The sequence below is a fragment of the Alteromonas sp. H02 genome, from assembly GCF_059682525.1.
Genome location: NZ_CM185021.1, coordinates 1,709,618 through 1,728,043 on the forward strand (window position 1 = coordinate 1,709,618; position 18,426 = coordinate 1,728,043).

20 protein-coding genes and 1 other annotated feature are annotated in these 18,426 nt (G+C 50.1%); of the genes, 6 read left to right on the plus strand and 14 right to left on the minus strand.

The annotated features are described in order from the left end of the window. The first annotated feature begins 9 nt into the window (after positions 1–9). Complete coding sequence (locus AC566Q_RS07895) at positions 10–1,083, plus strand: AI-2E family transporter (protein WP_499615506.1); 1,074 nt, start codon at positions 10–12, stop codon at positions 1,081–1,083. Here AC566Q_RS07895 and AC566Q_RS07900 read toward each other — a convergent pair. From AC566Q_RS07900 to AC566Q_RS07945, 10 genes are all read right to left on the minus strand, one after another. Further along, positions 1,061–2,386 (minus strand): ATP-binding protein, encoded by a 1,326-nt coding sequence (locus tag AC566Q_RS07900; RefSeq protein WP_499615509.1) that lies wholly within the window; start codon positions 2,384–2,386, stop codon positions 1,061–1,063. The two genes, AC566Q_RS07895 and AC566Q_RS07900, sit on opposite strands and share 23 nt — an antisense overlap. A 3-nt stretch (positions 2,387–2,389) precedes the next feature. Then, positions 2,390–3,085, minus strand: a complete 696-nt coding sequence (locus tag AC566Q_RS07905; RefSeq protein WP_105934422.1) for a response regulator transcription factor — start codon at positions 3,083–3,085, stop codon at positions 2,390–2,392. Continuing rightward, positions 3,085–3,360 carry a PepSY domain-containing protein gene (locus AC566Q_RS07910; protein WP_499615514.1) on the minus strand — a complete coding sequence of 92 codons (276 nt, stop codon included), beginning with the start codon at positions 3,358–3,360 and terminating at the stop codon, positions 3,085–3,087. Before AC566Q_RS07910 ends, AC566Q_RS07905 begins: the two co-directional genes overlap by 1 nt. A 199-nt stretch (positions 3,361–3,559) precedes the next feature. Beyond that, complete coding sequence (locus tag AC566Q_RS07915; protein WP_105934423.1) at positions 3,560–3,859, minus strand: YciI family protein; 300 nt, start codon at positions 3,857–3,859, stop codon at positions 3,560–3,562. A 3-nt stretch (positions 3,860–3,862) separates the two neighbouring features. Beyond that, positions 3,863–4,669 (minus strand): tryptophan synthase subunit alpha, encoded by an 807-nt coding sequence (trpA, locus tag AC566Q_RS07920; protein WP_499615517.1) that lies wholly within the window; start codon positions 4,667–4,669, stop codon positions 3,863–3,865. Continuing rightward, positions 4,662–5,849 carry a tryptophan synthase subunit beta gene (gene trpB, locus AC566Q_RS07925; protein WP_499615519.1) on the minus strand — a complete coding sequence of 396 codons (1,188 nt, stop codon included), beginning with the start codon at positions 5,847–5,849 and terminating at the stop codon, positions 4,662–4,664. Before trpB ends, trpA begins: the two co-directional genes overlap by 8 nt. Before the next feature lie 28 nt (positions 5,850–5,877). Beyond that, positions 5,878–7,275, minus strand: coding sequence for a bifunctional indole-3-glycerol-phosphate synthase TrpC/phosphoribosylanthranilate isomerase TrpF (gene trpCF, locus AC566Q_RS07930; protein ID WP_105934426.1), 1,398 nt, complete (start codon positions 7,273–7,275; stop codon positions 5,878–5,880). Next, positions 7,272–8,300: an anthranilate phosphoribosyltransferase gene (trpD, locus tag AC566Q_RS07935; RefSeq protein WP_499615522.1), complete on the minus strand. Its 1,029-nt coding sequence runs from the start codon at positions 8,298–8,300 to the stop codon at positions 7,272–7,274. Before trpD ends, trpCF begins: the two co-directional genes overlap by 4 nt. Before the next feature lie 3 nt (positions 8,301–8,303). After that, on the minus strand, positions 8,304–8,909 hold the full coding sequence (locus tag AC566Q_RS07940; RefSeq protein WP_499617411.1) for an aminodeoxychorismate/anthranilate synthase component II: 606 nt from the start codon (positions 8,907–8,909) through the stop codon (positions 8,304–8,306). Further along, on the minus strand, positions 8,906–10,501 hold the full coding sequence (locus AC566Q_RS07945; protein WP_499615525.1) for an anthranilate synthase component 1: 1,596 nt from the start codon (positions 10,499–10,501) through the stop codon (positions 8,906–8,908). The genes AC566Q_RS07940 and AC566Q_RS07945 overlap by 4 nt, the downstream gene beginning before the upstream one ends. Before the next feature lie 23 nt (positions 10,502–10,524). Next, positions 10,525–10,617: a sequence feature (Trp leader region), on the minus strand. A 160-nt stretch (positions 10,618–10,777) separates the two neighbouring features. Here AC566Q_RS07945 and AC566Q_RS07950 point away from each other — a divergent pair. From AC566Q_RS07950 to rluB, 5 genes are read left to right on the plus strand one after another with little or no spacing between them, the layout of a single operon-like run. Further along, positions 10,778–11,644: a PHP domain-containing protein gene (locus tag AC566Q_RS07950; RefSeq protein WP_499615528.1), complete on the plus strand. Its 867-nt coding sequence runs from the start codon at positions 10,778–10,780 to the stop codon at positions 11,642–11,644. Continuing rightward, positions 11,641–12,261 (plus strand): L-threonylcarbamoyladenylate synthase, encoded by a 621-nt coding sequence (locus AC566Q_RS07955; protein ID WP_105934431.1) that lies wholly within the window; start codon positions 11,641–11,643, stop codon positions 12,259–12,261. The genes AC566Q_RS07950 and AC566Q_RS07955 overlap by 4 nt, the downstream gene beginning before the upstream one ends. 20 nt (positions 12,262–12,281) lie before the next feature. After that, positions 12,282–13,118, plus strand: coding sequence for a segregation and condensation protein A (locus AC566Q_RS07960; RefSeq protein ID WP_105934432.1), 837 nt, complete (start codon positions 12,282–12,284; stop codon positions 13,116–13,118). After that, positions 13,115–13,744 (plus strand): SMC-Scp complex subunit ScpB, encoded by a 630-nt coding sequence (gene scpB, locus AC566Q_RS07965; protein ID WP_105934433.1) that lies wholly within the window; start codon positions 13,115–13,117, stop codon positions 13,742–13,744. Before AC566Q_RS07960 ends, scpB begins: the two co-directional genes overlap by 4 nt. Then, positions 13,744–14,613: a 23S rRNA pseudouridine(2605) synthase RluB gene (gene rluB, locus AC566Q_RS07970; RefSeq protein ID WP_105934434.1), complete on the plus strand. Its 870-nt coding sequence runs from the start codon at positions 13,744–13,746 to the stop codon at positions 14,611–14,613. The genes scpB and rluB overlap by 1 nt, the downstream gene beginning before the upstream one ends. Positions 14,614–14,660: 47 nt before the next feature. On the opposite strand, the gene AC566Q_RS07975 is transcribed toward rluB, so the two are convergent. The 4 genes from AC566Q_RS07975 to recN form a co-directional block, all read right to left on the minus strand. Then, positions 14,661–15,146, minus strand: coding sequence for a glutathione peroxidase (locus tag AC566Q_RS07975; RefSeq protein WP_123325807.1), 486 nt, complete (start codon positions 15,144–15,146; stop codon positions 14,661–14,663). Further along, a complete protein-coding gene (locus AC566Q_RS07980; RefSeq protein ID WP_105934436.1) occupies positions 15,146–15,817 on the minus strand; it encodes a DUF4097 family beta strand repeat-containing protein in 672 nt (223 codons plus the stop codon). Before AC566Q_RS07980 ends, AC566Q_RS07975 begins: the two co-directional genes overlap by 1 nt. Before the next feature lie 194 nt (positions 15,818–16,011). After that, positions 16,012–16,368 carry an outer membrane protein assembly factor BamE gene (locus AC566Q_RS07985; RefSeq protein ID WP_105934437.1) on the minus strand — a complete coding sequence of 119 codons (357 nt, stop codon included), beginning with the start codon at positions 16,366–16,368 and terminating at the stop codon, positions 16,012–16,014. A gap of 156 nt (positions 16,369–16,524) precedes the next feature. After that, positions 16,525–18,210, minus strand: coding sequence for a DNA repair protein RecN (gene recN, locus AC566Q_RS07990; RefSeq protein WP_105934438.1), 1,686 nt, complete (start codon positions 18,208–18,210; stop codon positions 16,525–16,527). Between the last annotated feature and the right edge of the window lie 216 nt (positions 18,211–18,426).

Consider the following 18,426-nt stretch of genomic DNA (forward strand, 5'->3'; position numbering starts at 1 on the left):
CAGTATTTTATGTCAACTCTGTCGCCAACCGCTAAAGCTTTGCTGATTTTTGCCAGCCTGATAGTCATTCTGGCCGGTATCAAAGCCGCCAGTACCATTATGGTGCCGTTCTTTTTGTCCGGCTTTATCGCTATTGCCTGTGGCCCTTTGATTCTGTGGATGTCGAAATACCGCATCCCGCGTTGGCTGTCTATTACTCTGGTTATACTGTTAATTGTGGTATTTGGTTTTATGCTGGCGGGGTTAGTGGGGCAATCACTGGCAGAATTCCGCGAAAATATGCCGCAGTACCGCGAAAAGCTCTCCGGTGAATTCACCTGGGTGGTCAATCAGCTCGCGCGATTTAACATCCACGTGGATAAAGATTTAATTGTGTCATATCTCGATCCCGGGATGGCCATGTCAATGGTGACCAACTTTTTAAGCGGCATGGGTGGCGTGCTCTCTAATCTGTTTTTGATTTTATTAACCGTTATTTTCATGCTGTTCGAGGCTGAGGGTATTCCAAGAAGATTGCATATAGCGCTATCCGATCCGCAAATGAAAATGCACCACATTGACCGCTTTATCCAGTCGGTTAACAGCTACCTGGCGATTAAAACCGTGGTGAGCCTGGTCACAGGCCTGCTTGCCGGTACCTGGCTGTATATTCTGGGCGTTGATCATTTCCTGCTATGGGGCGTTTTGGCCTTCCTGTTTAACTATATCCCCAATATCGGTTCTATCATTGCTGCGGTGCCTGCTGTATTGATGGCGCTGGTGCAGTTCGGCGGCGGAGAAGCCGGGCTGGTGGCGTTAGGTTTTGTTGTCATAAACACAGTGATGGGCAATGTGGTGGAACCGCGGTTTATGGGCCGTGGCTTAGGGCTTTCAACACTGGTTGTGTTCCTGTCGTTAATTTTCTGGGGGTGGTTGCTGGGTAGTGTGGGCATGCTGCTATCTGTGCCGCTGACCATGATTGTGAAGATTGCACTGGAGTCACGGGAAGAGAGTCGCTGGCTGGCTATTTTACTTTCCAGTGACGGCGAAGCGGTACTCGACGAGGCTAACGGTCAATCTGCTAGCGAGGAGCCGGAAAGGTAACCTTAATACCAGCGCCGCCCAGAGTAGAACGGGTAATGGTCAGTTTTCCCTCATAGGCAGTCAGTAAGTCGGTCACTACGGCCATCCCTATACCTTGCCCATCGGTGTAGGCATCAAGTCGTTGCCCGCGGTTAAGCAGTCGCTCGACTTGCTCTGCGGGGATCCCCGGGCCATCGTCATCGATGTGAAGTTCTGTTTGTCGGGATAGTTGCCTGACAGAAACCACGACCTCACTGCGCGCTGCTTTGCAGGCGTTATCCATCAGGTTACCGAGAATTTCCATCAAATCGGTTTTATCACCAAAAAACAGTCCGTCATCGCCAGTGGCACCCAGCTCTAGGTTTTTGTCGCGATAGACCTTATTAAGCGCGGCGATTAACTGCTGGACTATCGGCATTACCGGCTCGCCCTGACTCCATGCAGAGGCACCCGCAGAGGCGCGCTTAAGCTGGCGCTTTATTAACGTATCAATTTGCTGCAGAGGCTCTCTGGCAGCGCCGGGCAGGGCTGGCGTACCAAGGGCAACTGCCAGTGGTGTTTTCAGGCTGTGAGCCAAATCGCCCAGACTGTTCTTGTAACGCTCACGCTGTTCAGCTTCGCCGGCCAGTAACTGGTTAATACTTTGCTTGAGCGGGGTAAACTCCGGTGGATAATCTTCGGTTAGCCGGGGCTGATTGCCGCCACTGGCCTGTTGTATTTCGCCAATGAGTAAGCGTACTGGCTTGAGCAAGGTGTTCATACCAATTATCAGCACCACCAGCAGGCCAGCGCCAAGCGCGCCAAGATATTGCCAGACCGAACGCAGGAAGGCATCACGTTCGTGCAGAAAATCGCGCCGGTCGTTAAACACATAAAAACTTACCGGCATGTACTGGTCGCCATTATCAAATTCGGCGGTAAAGGCGTAGGCGAAATACTCACTGTCAGAGTCGTCCAGGGCATACTGAGGAATAAATACCTCGTCGCCGATAGCCGGTGTTGTCATCAGTGAGTCAAAAACGGTGTAAACGCTGGATGCGGATTGCCATACCAGTTGATTATTAACGCTGATAGCACCCACATAGCCTGAGTCAGGGAGGTTAAGCTGCTCATCGTAGAGCATTTGCGGCATCTGGCTCTCACCGCCCTCAAACTCAAACACCGAAATCATTGCCAGGTTCATCAGCTTCAGTTCGTTGTACTTGGCTTGCAACAAACTGGAGGTATACGCTTTGGATAGCGTTAAAACGGTAACGGGTATAAAAATGCCCAGGGCGAGAATGGCAATGAGCAAACTGCGTAGCCGCAGCGACAAATTAGGCATCGGTTAGCTGCCACTGGCATCCTGAGCCAGTTCGCGGCTGATTCGGTAGCCTCTGCCTCTGAGCGTTTCGATAGGCTTGAGTGTGCCTTCAGGATCGAGTTTGCGTCGTAAGCGACCGACAAAGACTTCAATCACATTACTGTCCAGATCAAAGTCCTGATCGTAAATGTGCTCGGTGAGTTCGGTTTTGGAAATCACTTTCTGTGGATGGAGCATAAGGTACTCCATTACTTTGTATTCATAGGCAGTGAGATCCAAAGCGCGGGCATTCACGCGAATTTCTTTTGCCTGCATATCCAGTACCACGGGACCAAATTCAATGGTCGAGCTGGCCTGGCCGGAAGCTCTGCGAATGAGGGCTTTAACCCGGGCAAGTAATTCTTCATTATGAAAGGGCTTGGTCAGGTAATCGTCGGCGCCGGCATCCAGGCCTTCAACCTTTTCCTGCCAGCGGTCGCGGGCGGTAAGGATCAGCACCGGGGTGCTGACATCACTGCCACGAGCCTGACGAATAACATCGAATCCATCGAGTTTAGGCAGGCCAATATCAATAACGGCCAAATCGTAATTGACTTCTTTTAGCTGGAATAACGCTTTTTCACCATCATCGGCTAAATCAACGCTAAACCCCTGTTGCTGGAACAAACTATCTAACTGCATCAGAAGACGGCTATCGTCTTCTGCAACTAATATTCTCACTAATTATCATCCTTGCGCTTGCTGGGTTTAACCTTACCAGACCGTTTGTCGACATCGAGCGAGACCACCCGGCCTGATTTTTTTAGCATTTTTACCCGGTAGGAGCTTTTTTGAGGATCGACTTTCAACACCCGCCCCTCAACATGACGTTTGGCCTGTTGTGCCGCCTGAGTTGAATTTTTCACGGGTTTTTGTTTGTCTTGCCGGGCCATTGCGCCAGGAGCACAGAGGGTCAGCATCACAAGCAATACACCGGTAACAACGCTTTTGAACATGTCACTCCACTCGTTGGGTACTACCCAATCACTAGTCATTATCAGCAGGATAACCCGGTCAGGCTGAATATTGTCTGAATTGTGCTGCGGCTCATCCCGAGCGCCAGGGCACAACTTAAGGTCGGGCTACGCTAATTATAGTACCACCGGGCGAGAAGAGCGCAAAGCCTGTGCTTGCTTTGCGCAACAGAGAGGAGATTTAAGGTAATACTTTCTTGTAGGGTTTAACGATAACGTCCTGATAAACACCGGCATCGATATACGGATCGGCATCCGCCCAGGCCTGAGCATCTTCCAGACTGGCAAATTCGGCAACTACCAGTGAGCCGGTGAAGCCGGCGCTGCCAGGATCTTCACTGTCGATGGCCGGAAAAGGACCAGCTATCAGCAGACGACCGTTATCCTTTAATTCATTCAGGCGGGCCAGATGCGCCGGGCGGGCGGCTAAGCGCTCGGCCAGGGTATCCGGCTTATCGGTGGCACAAATCATATAATACATGGCTTATTTCCCTGTAGCGGCTTTCATTGCTGTCACAAACTGACCGAGTGCAGACAGCATGGCCGGCACGTCATCGAGGTTTTGCGCGATAATATTAACGGTTGCGGAGCCTGAAATTGCCCCGGCAGCACCGCTCTCAATAGCGTGTTTTACCTGGTCTGGATTCGAGATCCCAAAACCGAGCAGGGGCGGCGCAGCATTAACGCTGGTGAGACGCTCTATCAATGATGCAGCCGGCATTGTGGCAGCGGTTTCTGCCCCGGTCACACCAGCCCTGCCCAGCAGATAGGTATAGCCAGCTGATAAGTCACCAATAGCTTTAAAGGTAGCATCGGTGGCGTTTGGTGGTGCGATAAGAATTTGCTTGATGCCGTTGGCGTTTGCCGTATCGATAAACCGTTTGGCTTCACGAATAGGCACATCAGCAATCAGAATCGAGTCAACACCGGCATCGGCGGCCTGGGCATAAAAACTTTCAACACCTTTGGCCAGTACCAGGTTACTGTAGAGCAATAAACCAATGGGGACATCCGGGTACTTAGCCCGAATGCGTTTGAGTAATTCAAAACACGCTGTGGGTGTAACGCCGCTTTCCAGCGCACGAATACTGGCCTTCTGAATAGTTGGGCCGTCGGCTACCGGATCAGAAAACGGGATGCCCAGTTCTAACGCATCGGCGCCGCTTTCAATCAACTGAGTGATGATTTGCTCAGAGGTTTCAAGGTCCGGATCGCCAACCATGACAAAAGGTACAAAAGCGCCCTGATTTTGCTCATCTAAATGAGCAAACATCGCTGCATATCTATCCATTAACCTGATCTCCTAAAATACTGATTACGTGACCCAGGTCTTTATCGCCCCGGCCAGACAGGTTCACCACAATGACGGTCTCTTCTTCGGCTTCATCGGCCATATTTAAGGCATAGGCCAGTGCATGAGACGACTCAAGGGCCGGAATAATACCTTCTTTACGGGCCAGTAACTGGAAGGCGTTAAGTGCTTCTTCGTCGGTGACCGATACATATTCAGCGCGGCCGATGTCAGAGAGGTGCGCGTGCTGTGGGCCAACCGCCGGATAATCCAGACCGGCAGATACCGAGTAGCTTTCTTCAATCTGGCCATCCGGGTTTTGCATAATGTAGGTATAGGCACCGTGCAGTATACCCTTAGTGCCTTTACCAATCGCAGCGCCATGATCCTTGGTATGAACCCCTTTACCGGCCGGCTCTACACCGACTAAGCGAACCGATGGCTCGTCGATAAAGTCAGCAAACATGCCAATGGCATTGGAGCCACCGCCTACACACGCCACTACGGCGTCTGGCAGACGACCTTCTTTCTCAAGGATCTGTGCACGGGTTTCTTCACCAATCATACGGTGGTATTCGCGTACGATGGTTGGGAACGGGTGAGGGCCCGCTGCTGTGCCGAGCAGATAATGGGCTTTGTCGTAATTGGCAGACCAGTCACGCAGCGCTTCGTTTACCGCGTCTTTTAAGGTGCCTGAACCTGAATCCACCGGGATAACTTCAGCGCCCATTAAGCGCATTCTGAACACGTTAGGCGACTGACGCTCAACATCTTTCGCGCCCATGTAAATACGCGCTTTAAGGCCCAGTAACGCGCATGCCAGCGCTGTTGCCACGCCGTGCTGACCAGCACCGGTTTCGGCGATAACTTCGGTTTTACCCATGCGTTTGGTGAGTAGCGCCTGACCCAATACCTGATTGGTTTTATGTGCGCCGCCGTGAAGTAAATCTTCACGCTTTAAATACAGTTTAACGTTAGGGTTAGACACCAGATTACGGGTCAGGAACATCGATGTTGGACGCCCTGCGTAATCTTTTAAGAGTGACATAAACTCAGCATTAAATTCCGGATCGTCTTTCGCTTCCAGGAACGCCTGTTCAAGCTGATCCAGCGCTGGGATAAGTAGCTCAGGCACATACATGCCGCCGTATTCCCCAAATTTTGTATCTAATTGATTCATGAAATGTCCTGTTGTATATATCGGCCGCTTAATACTGGCGACAAAGAGTAAAGAGTTCGCTGACCTGCTGTGCAGATTTGTTGCCCGGGCTGTCTTCTACCCCCGAGTTTACATCAACAATGGCAACACCGGTTGCCTGTGCCGCAGCAATATTCTGTGGATTGATACCACCTGCTATAACGAGTTTTTCGAGATCAAGCTCATTGTGGATCACTGACCAGTCAAATTGCTGGCCGGTACCACCGGTTTGTTTGCCAACCTGACAATCCAGCAGCACCTTATCCAGTGTGTCGTCATCCAGCAACGCATGAGTCAGGTAAGGTAACTCACCGGCAACGCCAATGGCCTGCCAGATTTCGCAGCCCTCGGGCAGGTTGGCCCGTAAATGCTGACGGTACATGGTGTCTTCATCACCATGCAGCTGCACGGCTTTTAAGCCCAGTTTGTTTGCGATGTCCAGCACCATTTCGATAGGCTGGTTGACAAACACACCTACGTAGCTGCCGGGCGTGGCAGCGACGATGTCACGTGCCTGATCAGATGTCACGCAACGTTTGGAGTGAGCAGCAAAAATTAATCCGCAATAACTGGCACCGCTTGCAAAGGCATGACGTACCTGTTCCGGTTGGGTCATGCCGCATACTTTAACCGTACCGTAAACCAGTTGTTTGACGGCCTGTGGCAGGTCCTGTTGTGCCATTAAGGCGCTGCCTACTAAGAAGCCCTGACACAGCGGCGCCAGACGCAGCACGTCCTGGTGGGTGTAAATACCGGACTCGCTGATCACTACGTGTTCATGGGTTGCACCTTTTAGCATCGGGACCAGTTTTTCAGTCGTCGCCAAATCAGTAGACAGGTCGCGCAGGTCGCGGTTGTTAATACCAATAATTTTGGCTTTTAACGTAATCGCACGATGCATTTCTTCTTCGTTGCTGACTTCAGTAAGGATATCCAGACCCAACGAGTCAGCCACCGCCGCAAGCTGTTGGTAAGTTTCATCATCAAGTACCGACAGCATTAATAATATGGCATCGGCATGGTAATAACGGGCCAGATAAACCTGATACTCACAAACAAAGAAGTCTTTGTTAAGCACCGGTTGGCTCACGCGCTCGGTAACATAGGCCAGGTATTCAAACTTGCCCTGAAAATATTTCTCGTCAGTCAGTACCGAAATGCCTGCCGCAAAAGGGGTATAAGCCGCGAGAATTTCATCCAGATCGAAGTTTTCACGGATCAACCCTTTTGAGGGGGAGGCTTTTTTACACTCTAAAATATACCCGGCGTTCGGGGCATTCAGGGCATCAAACAGACTTTTGGTTGATGGCGTTAACCCCTGCTTTATTTGCTCAAGAGGCGTCTCGGCCATGCGTGCTTCAATTTCGACACGTTTGTCTTCAACTATTTTCTCGAGGACGTTGCTCATGCATTTTCTTCCAATTGGCTGTGTTCAGCGACTTGTCTGATTAAATTGATGGGGGCGGCGTTCGCCATGGCATTGAGCGCCTGCTCTGCGCCATCTTTAAAAGTATTGGCGTGCCCGCTGATTTTTAACAGTGCACCGGCATTCATCGCGATGGCTTCACGGTGAGCCTGTTCACCTTCACCGCGCAGGGCGGCTTCAATCAACTGGCGGTTTTCAACTGGCTCACCGCCGGCAATAGCGCTGATAGGCGCGTGGTTCAGGCCAAAGTCGGTAGCGGTAACTGAATAGTGGGTAGTGCTGCCATGATCAATTTCTACTACCTGAGTGGGGCCGTGTAATGATAGCTCATCCAGTCCGTCACCGTGGACAATTAACGCTTTACGCTGTCCCATTAGCGTGAGGGTTTGTGCATAGATATCCAGTAACTCCGGAGTATATACGCCGTACACGCCAAAAGTCGGGCCAGCAGGGTTGGCCAACGGACCAAGGATGTTAAACAATGTGCGGGTTTTCATCTCAGCACGCACCGGTGCTGCAAAGCGCATACCGGCATGATAGACCGGCGCAAACAGGAAGCAGAAATTCACCTCATCCAGGCACTTGCGTGCTACTTCGGGGGTAATATCAAGCTTGATACCGCATTCACGGAAGAAGTCAGCTGAGCCGGACTTGCTCGATACGCTGCGGTTACCATGTTTAGCGACCTTAACACCACAACTGGCAGCTACCAGCGCCGCGGCGCTGGAAATATTGATAGTATGATGGCCATCACCACCGGTGCCGACGATATCACCAAATTCGTAATCCGGTGTTGGAAAAGGGCGGGCATTAGACACCATTGCACTGGCTGCCCCGGCAATTTCATTGGGGGACTCGCCGTTAATTTTAAGTGCGGTCAGTAAGGTGGCGAGCTTTACTTCGGAAAATTCACCGTGCATCACCTGATTAAATACCGAAAAAGACTCGGCCTGGGTCAGATGCTGACCGTCGAAGAGTTTTTCAATTACCTTGCTGTAGTCAGCCATGAGTTAATCCTCTTTGGTCAGGTAATGAATGCTTTGTAGCAGCAGGCGACTGCCCTCTGCCGTTAGAATGGACTCCGGATGAAACTGGAATCCAAGCATTTTATCGTCGGACTGGTAGACCGCCATAACCGTTGTACCTACTTTGGCCAGTGGTGTTAAGCCTTCAGGCAACTCCAGCGCCATTAGCGAGTGGTAGCGGGCTACATGGAGTGGCTGCGGCATACCCGCAAACATGGCCTCACCGGTATGGGTAATAGCCGATGACTTACCGTGCATCACATCTTCAGCGCGGCCGACAGTGCCGCCGTAATGGGCTACTATGGCCTGATGGCCAAGACAAATCCCGAGTACCGGAAAATGGCCCTGCACCATGCTTAACAGCTGTGGCATACATCCGGCTTCATGGGGCGCACCCGGCCCCGGGGATAATAGCAATAAAACCGGCCCGCTTTCAGCCTGCATTTGCATTTTTTCGAATAACATTCTGGCGTCGACATTATTGCGGTACACCACAATATTCAATTCCATGGTGCGAAGCTCATCGACCAGGTTGTAGGTGAAAGAGTCGACGTTATCTAACAGAAAAACGGTGGTGGGCTGGCTCATTATACTTCTCCCTGAACGCTAACTGAGGATTTCACCGCGTTGATGACGGCCTGTGCCTTATTCCGGGTTTCATCCGCTTCTGCCTGTGGGTCGGAATCATACACTACGCCAGCGCCTGCCTGTATATATGCTCGACCGTTTTTAACAAAAGCAGAGCGGATAACAATACAGGTATCCATATCGCCATCGTTATTCAGGTAGCCAACAGCGCCACCGTAGCTGCCGCGACGCTTGTGCTCGACCTTGCGAATTAACGAGGCTGCACTCACTTTAGGCGCGCCTACCAGGGTGCCCATATTCATGCAGGCCTGATAGGCATGCAGTGCATCCAGATCATGGCGTAACTGGCCGACCACGCGTGAAACCAGGTGCATTACGTGGGAGTAACGGTCAACTTTAAGTAAGTCTTTCACATAGCGGGTGCCAGGCTCAGATACTTTGGCTACGTCATTACGGGCCAGGTCTACCAGCATCAGATGTTCGGCTTTTTCTTTCTGATCTTCGCGCAGGTTTAGCTCAATGCGGCTATCCATATCATGGTCTATCTCGCCATTAGCGCGTTTGCCGCGGGGGCGGGTGCCGGCAATAGGGTAGATTTCCACCACATTGCTTTGTGCGGTGTATTTAAGGGCTGACTCCGGCGATGCACCAAAAATAGTAAACTCAGCATCCTGCATGTAAAACATATAAGGGCTGGGATTTTGTTTTTTCAGAGCGGCGTAGGCAGTAAGTGGGGCGGGGCAGGGCAGAGAAAACGTTCGGGACGGCACAACCTGAAAAATATCGCCGGCCAGAATATGTTCTTTTAAGGTCAGCACGTCGTTGCAGTATTCTTCGTCTGATTTATCCACTTGTAAGGACGTGGGTTCACTAACGGCTCTCGGCGATAAATCATGTGGCGCCAGACTTTGTAACTCGGCGCTAAGGGTCTCAAGGCGCTGAGCAATGGCAAAATAACTGGTGGCCACTTCGCTGCCGCTGAACACGCTGCCAAGCAACCGTGCCTGGCGGGTTTGATGGTCGAAAGTGATCAGGGTTTCTGCCAGATAAAACACATAATCGGCGCAGTCATTATCGCCTTCTTCTACGTTAGGCAGATCTTCGAAGGTCGCCAGCAAATCATACGCAAATACCCCACCTAAGAATACTGCATGCTGGTGGTCACGTAGCGGCGTGATTTGTTTAACCACCATCCGCAGTACGTCGAACACGCTGGTGGATTTCAAGCGACTGTCTTCGTCGAGGTTGGCCGTTTGGGAATGGCACTCAAGGACTATTTCAGTCTCGCTGATGATCTGACATTTTAAATCTGCCGGACAGCTTTCCATAAATAGTGGTAGCAGCCCTTTGCCGTTGGTACTCAGTGCCTGAATGGCGACTTTTTGCCCGCGACATTCAAAGCGCAGGGCGCCATCCACCATCAGCAGACTTTGCAGGTTATCCTTACTGTCTATCTCGGCTGATTCGAGTAGTAACGCATGGGGTTTTTCGCCACACAGCTGAGCAAATGCCGCCAAGGGATCATTGACGTAGGTTGCTGTTCTCTCAATGGTTTCCACTTTTCCCGGGACCATGCCTAATTCGGCCAAACTCATCTTTTTTCTCCGGTTAAAAATTAAAAAAAAGGCCCGTAACATTACGGGCCTTTTTTGTTTGTTCTGCGCACTAACGCTCACACCGCCCGTTATCGAAGGGAGTGCCACCACCAGATAGTTGCCATTACGGCGCTGTGTTGTGGTTGTTTTAGCATTAGTTTCCTGTCTCGTTGTTTTAATTTGATAACTTCGATAGGCATCGAAGCATTCAATCCGTATACTGTGCTATAGAAGAAAACAAAAACCTATTTGTGTCAACCATAAATTTGAAATTACATGAAAATTGACTTGCACAGTCACACCACTTTCTCGGATGGCCGCTTAACGCCAGCCGAACTTATTCAACGTGCGCAAACGATGCAGGTTGATGTACTGGCTATTACCGATCATGACAGTACTTATGGGCTGTCGGACGCCCACGCTGCGGCTAAGGCGCATTACCCGGGACTAAGAATTATTGACGGCGTTGAAATCTCCACGCGCTGGCACAGTTTTGAAATCCATATTGTCGGTCTGAATATCGATACCGGGCACCCGGCACTGCAGGCATTCTTGGCAGACCAGCAGCAGAAACGTGAAGAACGTGCGGCTAAAATCGCCGATAAGCTGGCAAAATGCGGTTTTGCAGGTACGCTGGAAAGAGCGCGCCGTTATGCCGGCGTAGGCCAGATCACCCGGGCGCACTTTGCCCGTGTGTTGGTGGATAGTTTCCAGGTCGCGACCCTGGAAAAAGCATTTAAGCTGTATTTGGGCAAAGGAAAGCGTGCGGCAGTGAAGGCGGAGTGGCCGGATATCGCTGCGGCGGTAAAGGTGATTCAGCAGGCAGGAGGCCGGGCGGTACTGGCGCATCCCATTCATTACGATATGACCACTAAATGGCTGCGCAGGCTAATCGCAGAGTTTGCTGAGGCGGGTGGTGATGCGGCAGAAGTAGTGTTTCCTGGTATGAGTGCCGAGAAGCAAGCCCTGTTACAGTCTATCGTGGCTGAATATGATCTGCTGGCATCGGCCGGCTCTGATTTTCATTTCCCCGGACGTTGGACTGAGCTGGGGCGTTGTCAGTTAAAGACAGACACACTCACGCCGGTTTGGCATGACTGGAATTTAGCTGTGAGTCAATCCTCACTAAAGGACCCTGTATGAGTCAGTTTTTTTACGTACACCCTGATAATCCGCAGTCACGCCTGATCAAACAGGCCGCTGAGCTCATTCGCCAGGGGGAGGTGGTGGTTTATCCCACTGATTCGGGTTATGCCATTGGCTGTCAGATGGACGACAAACGTGCATTGGACCAGCTCTGTCGCATCCGGCAGATTGCTAATGAACACAATTTTTCACTGATGTGCCGGGATATGTCTGAGCTGTCGGTGTATGCCAAGGTAGATAATGTTGCTTTTCGAATGCTTAAAAATAACACTCCCGGGCCTTATACTTTTGTATTGAAAGCGACCCGCGAAGTGCCTAAGCGGTTACAGAATCCAAAGCGCCGTACCATAGGGATCCGGGTGCCGGATAACATTATTGCGCTGGCGTTGCTCGAAGAGCTTAATGAACCACTTATGTCCACCTCGTTAATTCTGCCCGGGCAATCGCTGGCAGAGTCAGACCCTGATGAAATTCGCGATAAGCTGGAAAAACAGGTAGGCCTGATTATTCATGGCGGCTATCTGGGTGAGCAGCCCACTACAGTGATTGATTTAAGTGAAGGCGAACCCGTGGTGGTACGTGAAGGCAGTGGCGATGTGACGCCGTTTTTATAACAGCATGAATCAGATCTGATATGAGCAATAGCGACGAGCCAGCCTCAACCCTCGCCATACCGGTACAGCAACCGCTGCCACTGGCCTTTGTGAATGGCGAGGCGGTGATTGAAAAACCGGAGGATTTATATATTCCGCCGGAAGCGCTGGAGGTGATCCTGGAGTCTTTTGAAGGCCCGCTGGACTTATTGCTGTATCTAATCCGTAAGCAGAAATTCGATATTACCACTATGCCGGTGGCGGAAATTACCCGGCAGTACATGGAATATGTCGAGGTCATGCAAACCCTTAAGCTTGAACTCGCGGCCGAATACCTTTTGATGGCTGCCATTCTGGCCGAGATCAAGTCTCGATTACTACTGCCAAGTCGCAGTGATGAAGATGACGATGAGGAAGACCCGAGAGCGGCACTAATAAGACGTTTGCAAGAGTATGAGCTCATAAAGCAAGCGGCGGAAGACCTCGATTTGCAGCCGCGCATGGAACGCGATTTGTTCAGCGTCAGCGTTGAGCCATCGGCCGATATCCAGCCGGTGATAATTCAGCCGGACGTGTCGCTACAGGAACTGGTACTGGCCTTTTCAGCCGCCATGCAGCGTGCTGCCGCATTTGAGCATCACCACATCGCTCCTGAAGCCCTGAGTACCCGGGAGCGTATGAGTAAAATTTTGCAGTTACTCAATGCCGAAGAATACACCCCGATGGAAGCGCTGTTTACTGCCGAAGAGGGGCGGGCCGGCGCGGTTGTAACCTTTCTGGCCATTTTAGAACTGGTTAAAGCTCAGAGTATTAACCTGGTACAGGCCGGGCCGTTTGCCCGTATTCATGTGAAGTTAGGTAGTTTTGAAGCACCATGAAAAAAATCAACAGTGAGCAGCTTAAACAGCTTATCGAGGCAACTATCTTTGTTTCGGATCAACCGGTTTCCGTAGATAAATTAAAAAATACTGTACTGGCCGATTTCACCGTCAGTGATAAAGCGATACAATCAGCGCTGAACGCCCTGCAGCTGGACTATCGCCCGCGCGGTATTCAACTGGTTGAGGTGGCCAGTGGTTATCGGTTTCAGTCACTGGATAGCCTTAGCCCCTGGCTGAGTCGTCTGTGGCAGGAAACCAGTCCCAAATATTCCCGGGCAATGTTAGAAACGCTGGCACTGATTGCCTATCGACAACCCATAACCCGGGGAGAGATAGAGCAGGTGCGTGGTGTGGCGGTTAGCAGCAACATTATTAAAACGCTTACTGAACGTGAGTGGATAAAAGTGATAGGCCACAAGGAAGTACCCGGTCGGCCAGCGCTGTATGCTACGACTAAACAATTTTTAGATTATTTTTCGCTGAAGTCACTCAGTGACTTACCCAATGCCGAGGAGTTTATGGCCTCGCTTGATGCCACTCAAAACGTGACGCATGTATTGCATGACGACACAGGGTCGCAGGCTGAAGGTGATAGCGACAACCAAAAAGAGTCAATACACTAATGACAGAGAAATTACAGAAGGTACTCGCCAACCATGGCATAGGTTCACGCCGTGAAATGGAGCGCTGGATTGAGCAGGGCCGTATATCGGTGGATGGCACCGTGGCAAAGCTTGGCGATCGGGTTGATGCAACAGCGCAAATTCGCGTAGACGGCCACATTTTGTCGCGCAGTAATGAAGAGCCAGTATGCCGCGTACTGATGTACAATAAGCCGGAAGGCGAGCTGTGCACCAGAATTGATCCAGAAGGCCGAAGTACCGTTTTCGATCGACTGCCAGCAATAAGCCAGGGACGCTGGATTGCCGTGGGCCGACTGGATATAAACACCAGCGGTTTACTGCTGTTTACCAACGATGGTGAAATGGCCAATCGCCTTATGCACCCACGCTGCAAAGTTGAACGTGAGTATGCCGTTCGTATCTTTGGCGATGTGTCAGCGAAATCGCTCCAGATCCTGAAAAAAGGCGTAATGCTGGAAGATGGTATGGCCAAGTTTAATACCATTAAACCTCGGCCATCCACTGATGATGAAAGCATGAATAACTGGTTTAACGTTACCCTCGAAGAAGGGCGTAACCGTGAAGTTCGACGTTTATGGGAATCTCAGGATTGTCAGGTGAGCCGGTTGATTCGCGTTCGTTACGGGCCAGTTGAACTGCAGAAACGCTTACCCCAGGGAGCATGGGTTGAGTTACCCCTGAGTGAAGTGAATGCGTTGCGCCATATCGTTCAGCTACCGGCTGAAGATGAAAGCATGGTTGATGAACGTCAGACCAAGCTTGACCATGCTCGCCTGAGTCGCATGCGTCGTTCAGTTAAAAAACACAAGATCCGTAAAGAGCGGGTTCACCAACGCCGTCAGTTTTAATCATTAGGTCAGGCTAACCCTGTGTGCAATACATGCAGCGGTTAGCCTTATTGCGCCAGTAATCTTTCTATTTCCTGCTGAATTGATTCCGGACTGGTTTGCGGACCAAACCGTGAGATCGTGGCACGGTCTTTACTGATCAGGAATTTAGTGAAATTCCATTTTATAGCCTTGGTGCCAAACAGGCCTGGTGCCTGGGCTTTCAGGTATTTATATAACGGACTGGCTGCGGAGCCATTCACCTCAATTTTCTTCATTACCGGAAAAGTAACGCTGTAATTGAGGCTGCAAAAAGACTGGATGCTGGCATCGTCGCCGGGCTCCTGCTGACCGAACTGATTGCAGGGAAAGCCTAATACGACCAGCCCGTTATCTGCATATTGCTGATGTAACGCTTCCAGCCCTTTGTACTGAGGCGTAAAGCCGCATTTACTGGCTGTGTTGACGATAAGCAGTACTTTGTTGTCAAAGGCCTGCATGGCAATATCGTCACCATGACTATTCTGAACGGTTAAATCTGAGAATTGTTGCATTACATTGCCGAGCTCTTGTAGCGGACTTTTGATGTCATAGTGTCCGGAATTTCAAGCTTAACATCACGTTCTAAAATAATCTCACCGTTTAACCGGACGGTATCAGCAATCGATAATGTCGGAGTTGAAGGGTTGTCATTATTTTCCGGATCGTCATAAATGATATCGCCGTCGATAACACTATTACCACTAATACGGATGTCACCGTTAACCGTTTCGATGTTGTCTGTGAGAGTGAGGTCGGCGGCTTCAATGTCTCCATTTACGGTAATCAGGCTGCCGTCAACTTTAGCACCGAAACCCAGGATGATATCACCATTAACCGACTCGATACTGTCACCTGAAACCAGTTGCTGACCGGCTTCAATATCACCGTTCACCACGGTAATCCCGTCAATTTCACAAAAATTGCCTACGGTAACACCACCATTGACGGTGGTTAGTTCATCCGCTTTAACATTATCGCTGAGGGTAATGCCACCATTTACCGTAGTCAGTGAACCTACCTGTCGATTTTCCGACACACTGATGCTGCCAAATACCCGGTTTACATTGCCATCATAGTCGGAAGAGCTGTGACCGCCGACATTGATAACACAACCAGAAAGCGCCGTACCCATCACGAAACACAAGGGAGCCAGGCGAAGCTTGTTCATTAAACGATTTTTCATAATGCACTTGATCAGAATAAATTAAAGACCGGCCAACCTTAGCACGAGGGGGGTAATGGGCGTACTTTAAAATAATTTCAAAATATGTCTGAAGCGGTAAAAGGCAAGCAAAGTGGGGGAGGGATTATTTGACAAAACAAGAAGCGGATAATGGCTTGCTCAGTATTTCGGGAAGCAAGCCATACTGAATGGCGTTACTGCTCAAGCGGCGTATTGAAATCTTCCGACAGTTCAAAGTCGCTGTCTACGGTTTCTACACGGTCGTCTTTAAAAGTAATAATCAGGCTTTTTTCGAAGTCTTCGCCGCGTTTTTCCATACCACGCTTCATTTCATAGTAGTAATACCAGGTGTCTTTATCGAAGGCGTCTTTGAGGATTGGGCGGCCCAGAACAAACTCAACCTGTTCTTTTGTCATTCCGATGCGCAGTTTTTTTACGTCCTGCTCGTCCAAAAAGTTACCCTGAGGAATATCTATCCGGTAAATCCAGTTAGAACATGCAGTTGATAAAAAAGTAAGTGAAAGCACAACAATCAGGTGAGACAGCTTCATTAACAGATAAATCCAATTATTACAGTAAGTATTCGTTATTATTTGGTCTGCATGCCAGGCTGTTAGGCGCGTTGGACAGTCATTGCAGACGCTATCGGTGCCGAGCATGCTAATCGCTCAACACCGGCACGTCAACTTTGACCAATGAATTGCAATTTAGTTCGCTAGAGCATTATCAAGTAATTCTTTGGCATTAGCCAGCGCATTGGGGGTAATTTTATCACCCGCCAGTAAACGTGCCAGCTCATCAATTCTGGCTTGTTCAGTAAGCGCTAAAATATGGGTTTGGGTTTCGCTGTTTTCGGTTGTTTTGGTCACAAACAGCTGATTATGCGCCTGCGCCGCTACCTGCGGCAGGTGGGTAACACACATGACCTGATTTTCCTTACCGAGACGGCGTAATAATTGACCTACTATCGAAGCCGTGGGGCCGCTGATACCGGTATCCACTTCGTCAAAAATCATCGTGGGGGTCAGACTGGTATCACGGCTGATCACCTGTAAAGCCAGGCCAATTCTGGATAATTCCCCGCCAGATACCACTTTATCCAGTCGATCCTGCGGTTGCCCCGGGTTCGTCGCTACTTTCATGACCACGGTATCCATACCCACTGCAGAGGGACGTGCCTGTTCGCCGTAGATCACATCAATGAAGAATTCTGCGTGGGGCATATTTAAGGTGCGGATCTGTGTCTGAACCATTTCGGCTAACTTTCCTGCAGCGTTATAGCGGCTTTGTGAGAGTTTTTCACTGGCTGCGATATACTTAGCGTGGCTGTTGTCCAGTTCTTCCTGCAACGATGTCAGTCTTTGTGTATTGGCACTAAGACCGGCCAGCTCTTCAGCCAGTTGCTGATGATGATCGTACAGTGTTTCGGGCATTACCTGGTGCTTTCTGGCCAGTTCCATGGCCTGGGCAAAGCGCTTTTCAACCTGCTGCAAACGCATTGGATCGATTTCCAGCTGATCGCAATAACTGCGTAGCTCATTCGCTGACTCTTCCACCTGTATGGCGGCTTCGTTTAGCATTGCTACAATGGGGGTTAATGCTGGGTCGTGATCTTCCAGATTACTGAGTTTATCAATGCTGGTCTGGATAGCTGACAAGGCGTTAAATTCGTCGGCTTCATATAAATGGTAAAAGCTCTTTTGTGCTTCCTCGAGCAGGGTCTGGCCATTGCTCAGGCGCTTGTGTTCAGCTTCAAGCTCACTGAATTCGCCTTCTGCTAAGGCAAACTCGTCCAGTTCAGCTACCTGATAGCTTAACAACTGCTCTCTGTCGGCACGTTGCTGGGCAGCCTGTTCAAGGGCGCTTAGCTCCTTTGCCAGTTGTTGCCAATGCTTATATGCCGATGCCGTTGCAGAGAGTAACGAGCCGTGTTCGGCAAAATCATCCAGCAGTTTGCGTTGTACATCGTCTTTTAATAACTGCAGGTGTGTATTTTGCCCGTGGATCGCCAGTAAAAACTGCCCCAGCTGCTTTAACTGCTGAAGCGCCACCGGCACGCCATTGATAAACGCCTTTGATCGGCCTTCTTTTGAGATCAGTCGCCGAATAAAGCAGGTGTTGGGATCGTCATCCAGTACCACGTCATTTTCATCCAGCCAGTTCCTCGCCAGAGGCGCATCAAGCAACGAAAAATAGGCAATGATTTCCGCCTTATCAGCGCCTTTTCTTACTGCCGATGCATCGGCACGCTCACCAAGGCATAAGCTTAGTGCGTCGATAGCAATGGATTTACCAGCACCGGTTTCACCGGTCATCGCTGTCATGCCGGTCTCAAAGGCAATGTTGATTTCTTTCACTACAGCGAAGTTTTTAACCGATAAATGCGATAACATAAATGCCTCACAGATTGACTAGATGAATATACAGTATGTGTAAATATATACAGTATTCCTGTAGAGATAAATGCTGCTTAGCGTAATTCACGCAATTAATCAGGCAAGATACTGATAATCCAACAAAAAAAGTTTTTCAGAAGCTGTGACAGGTTAGCATTTCTGGTGTAGTTAAATAAACCAGGCTAAAGCCATGTTATTTATACCTATCTTTGC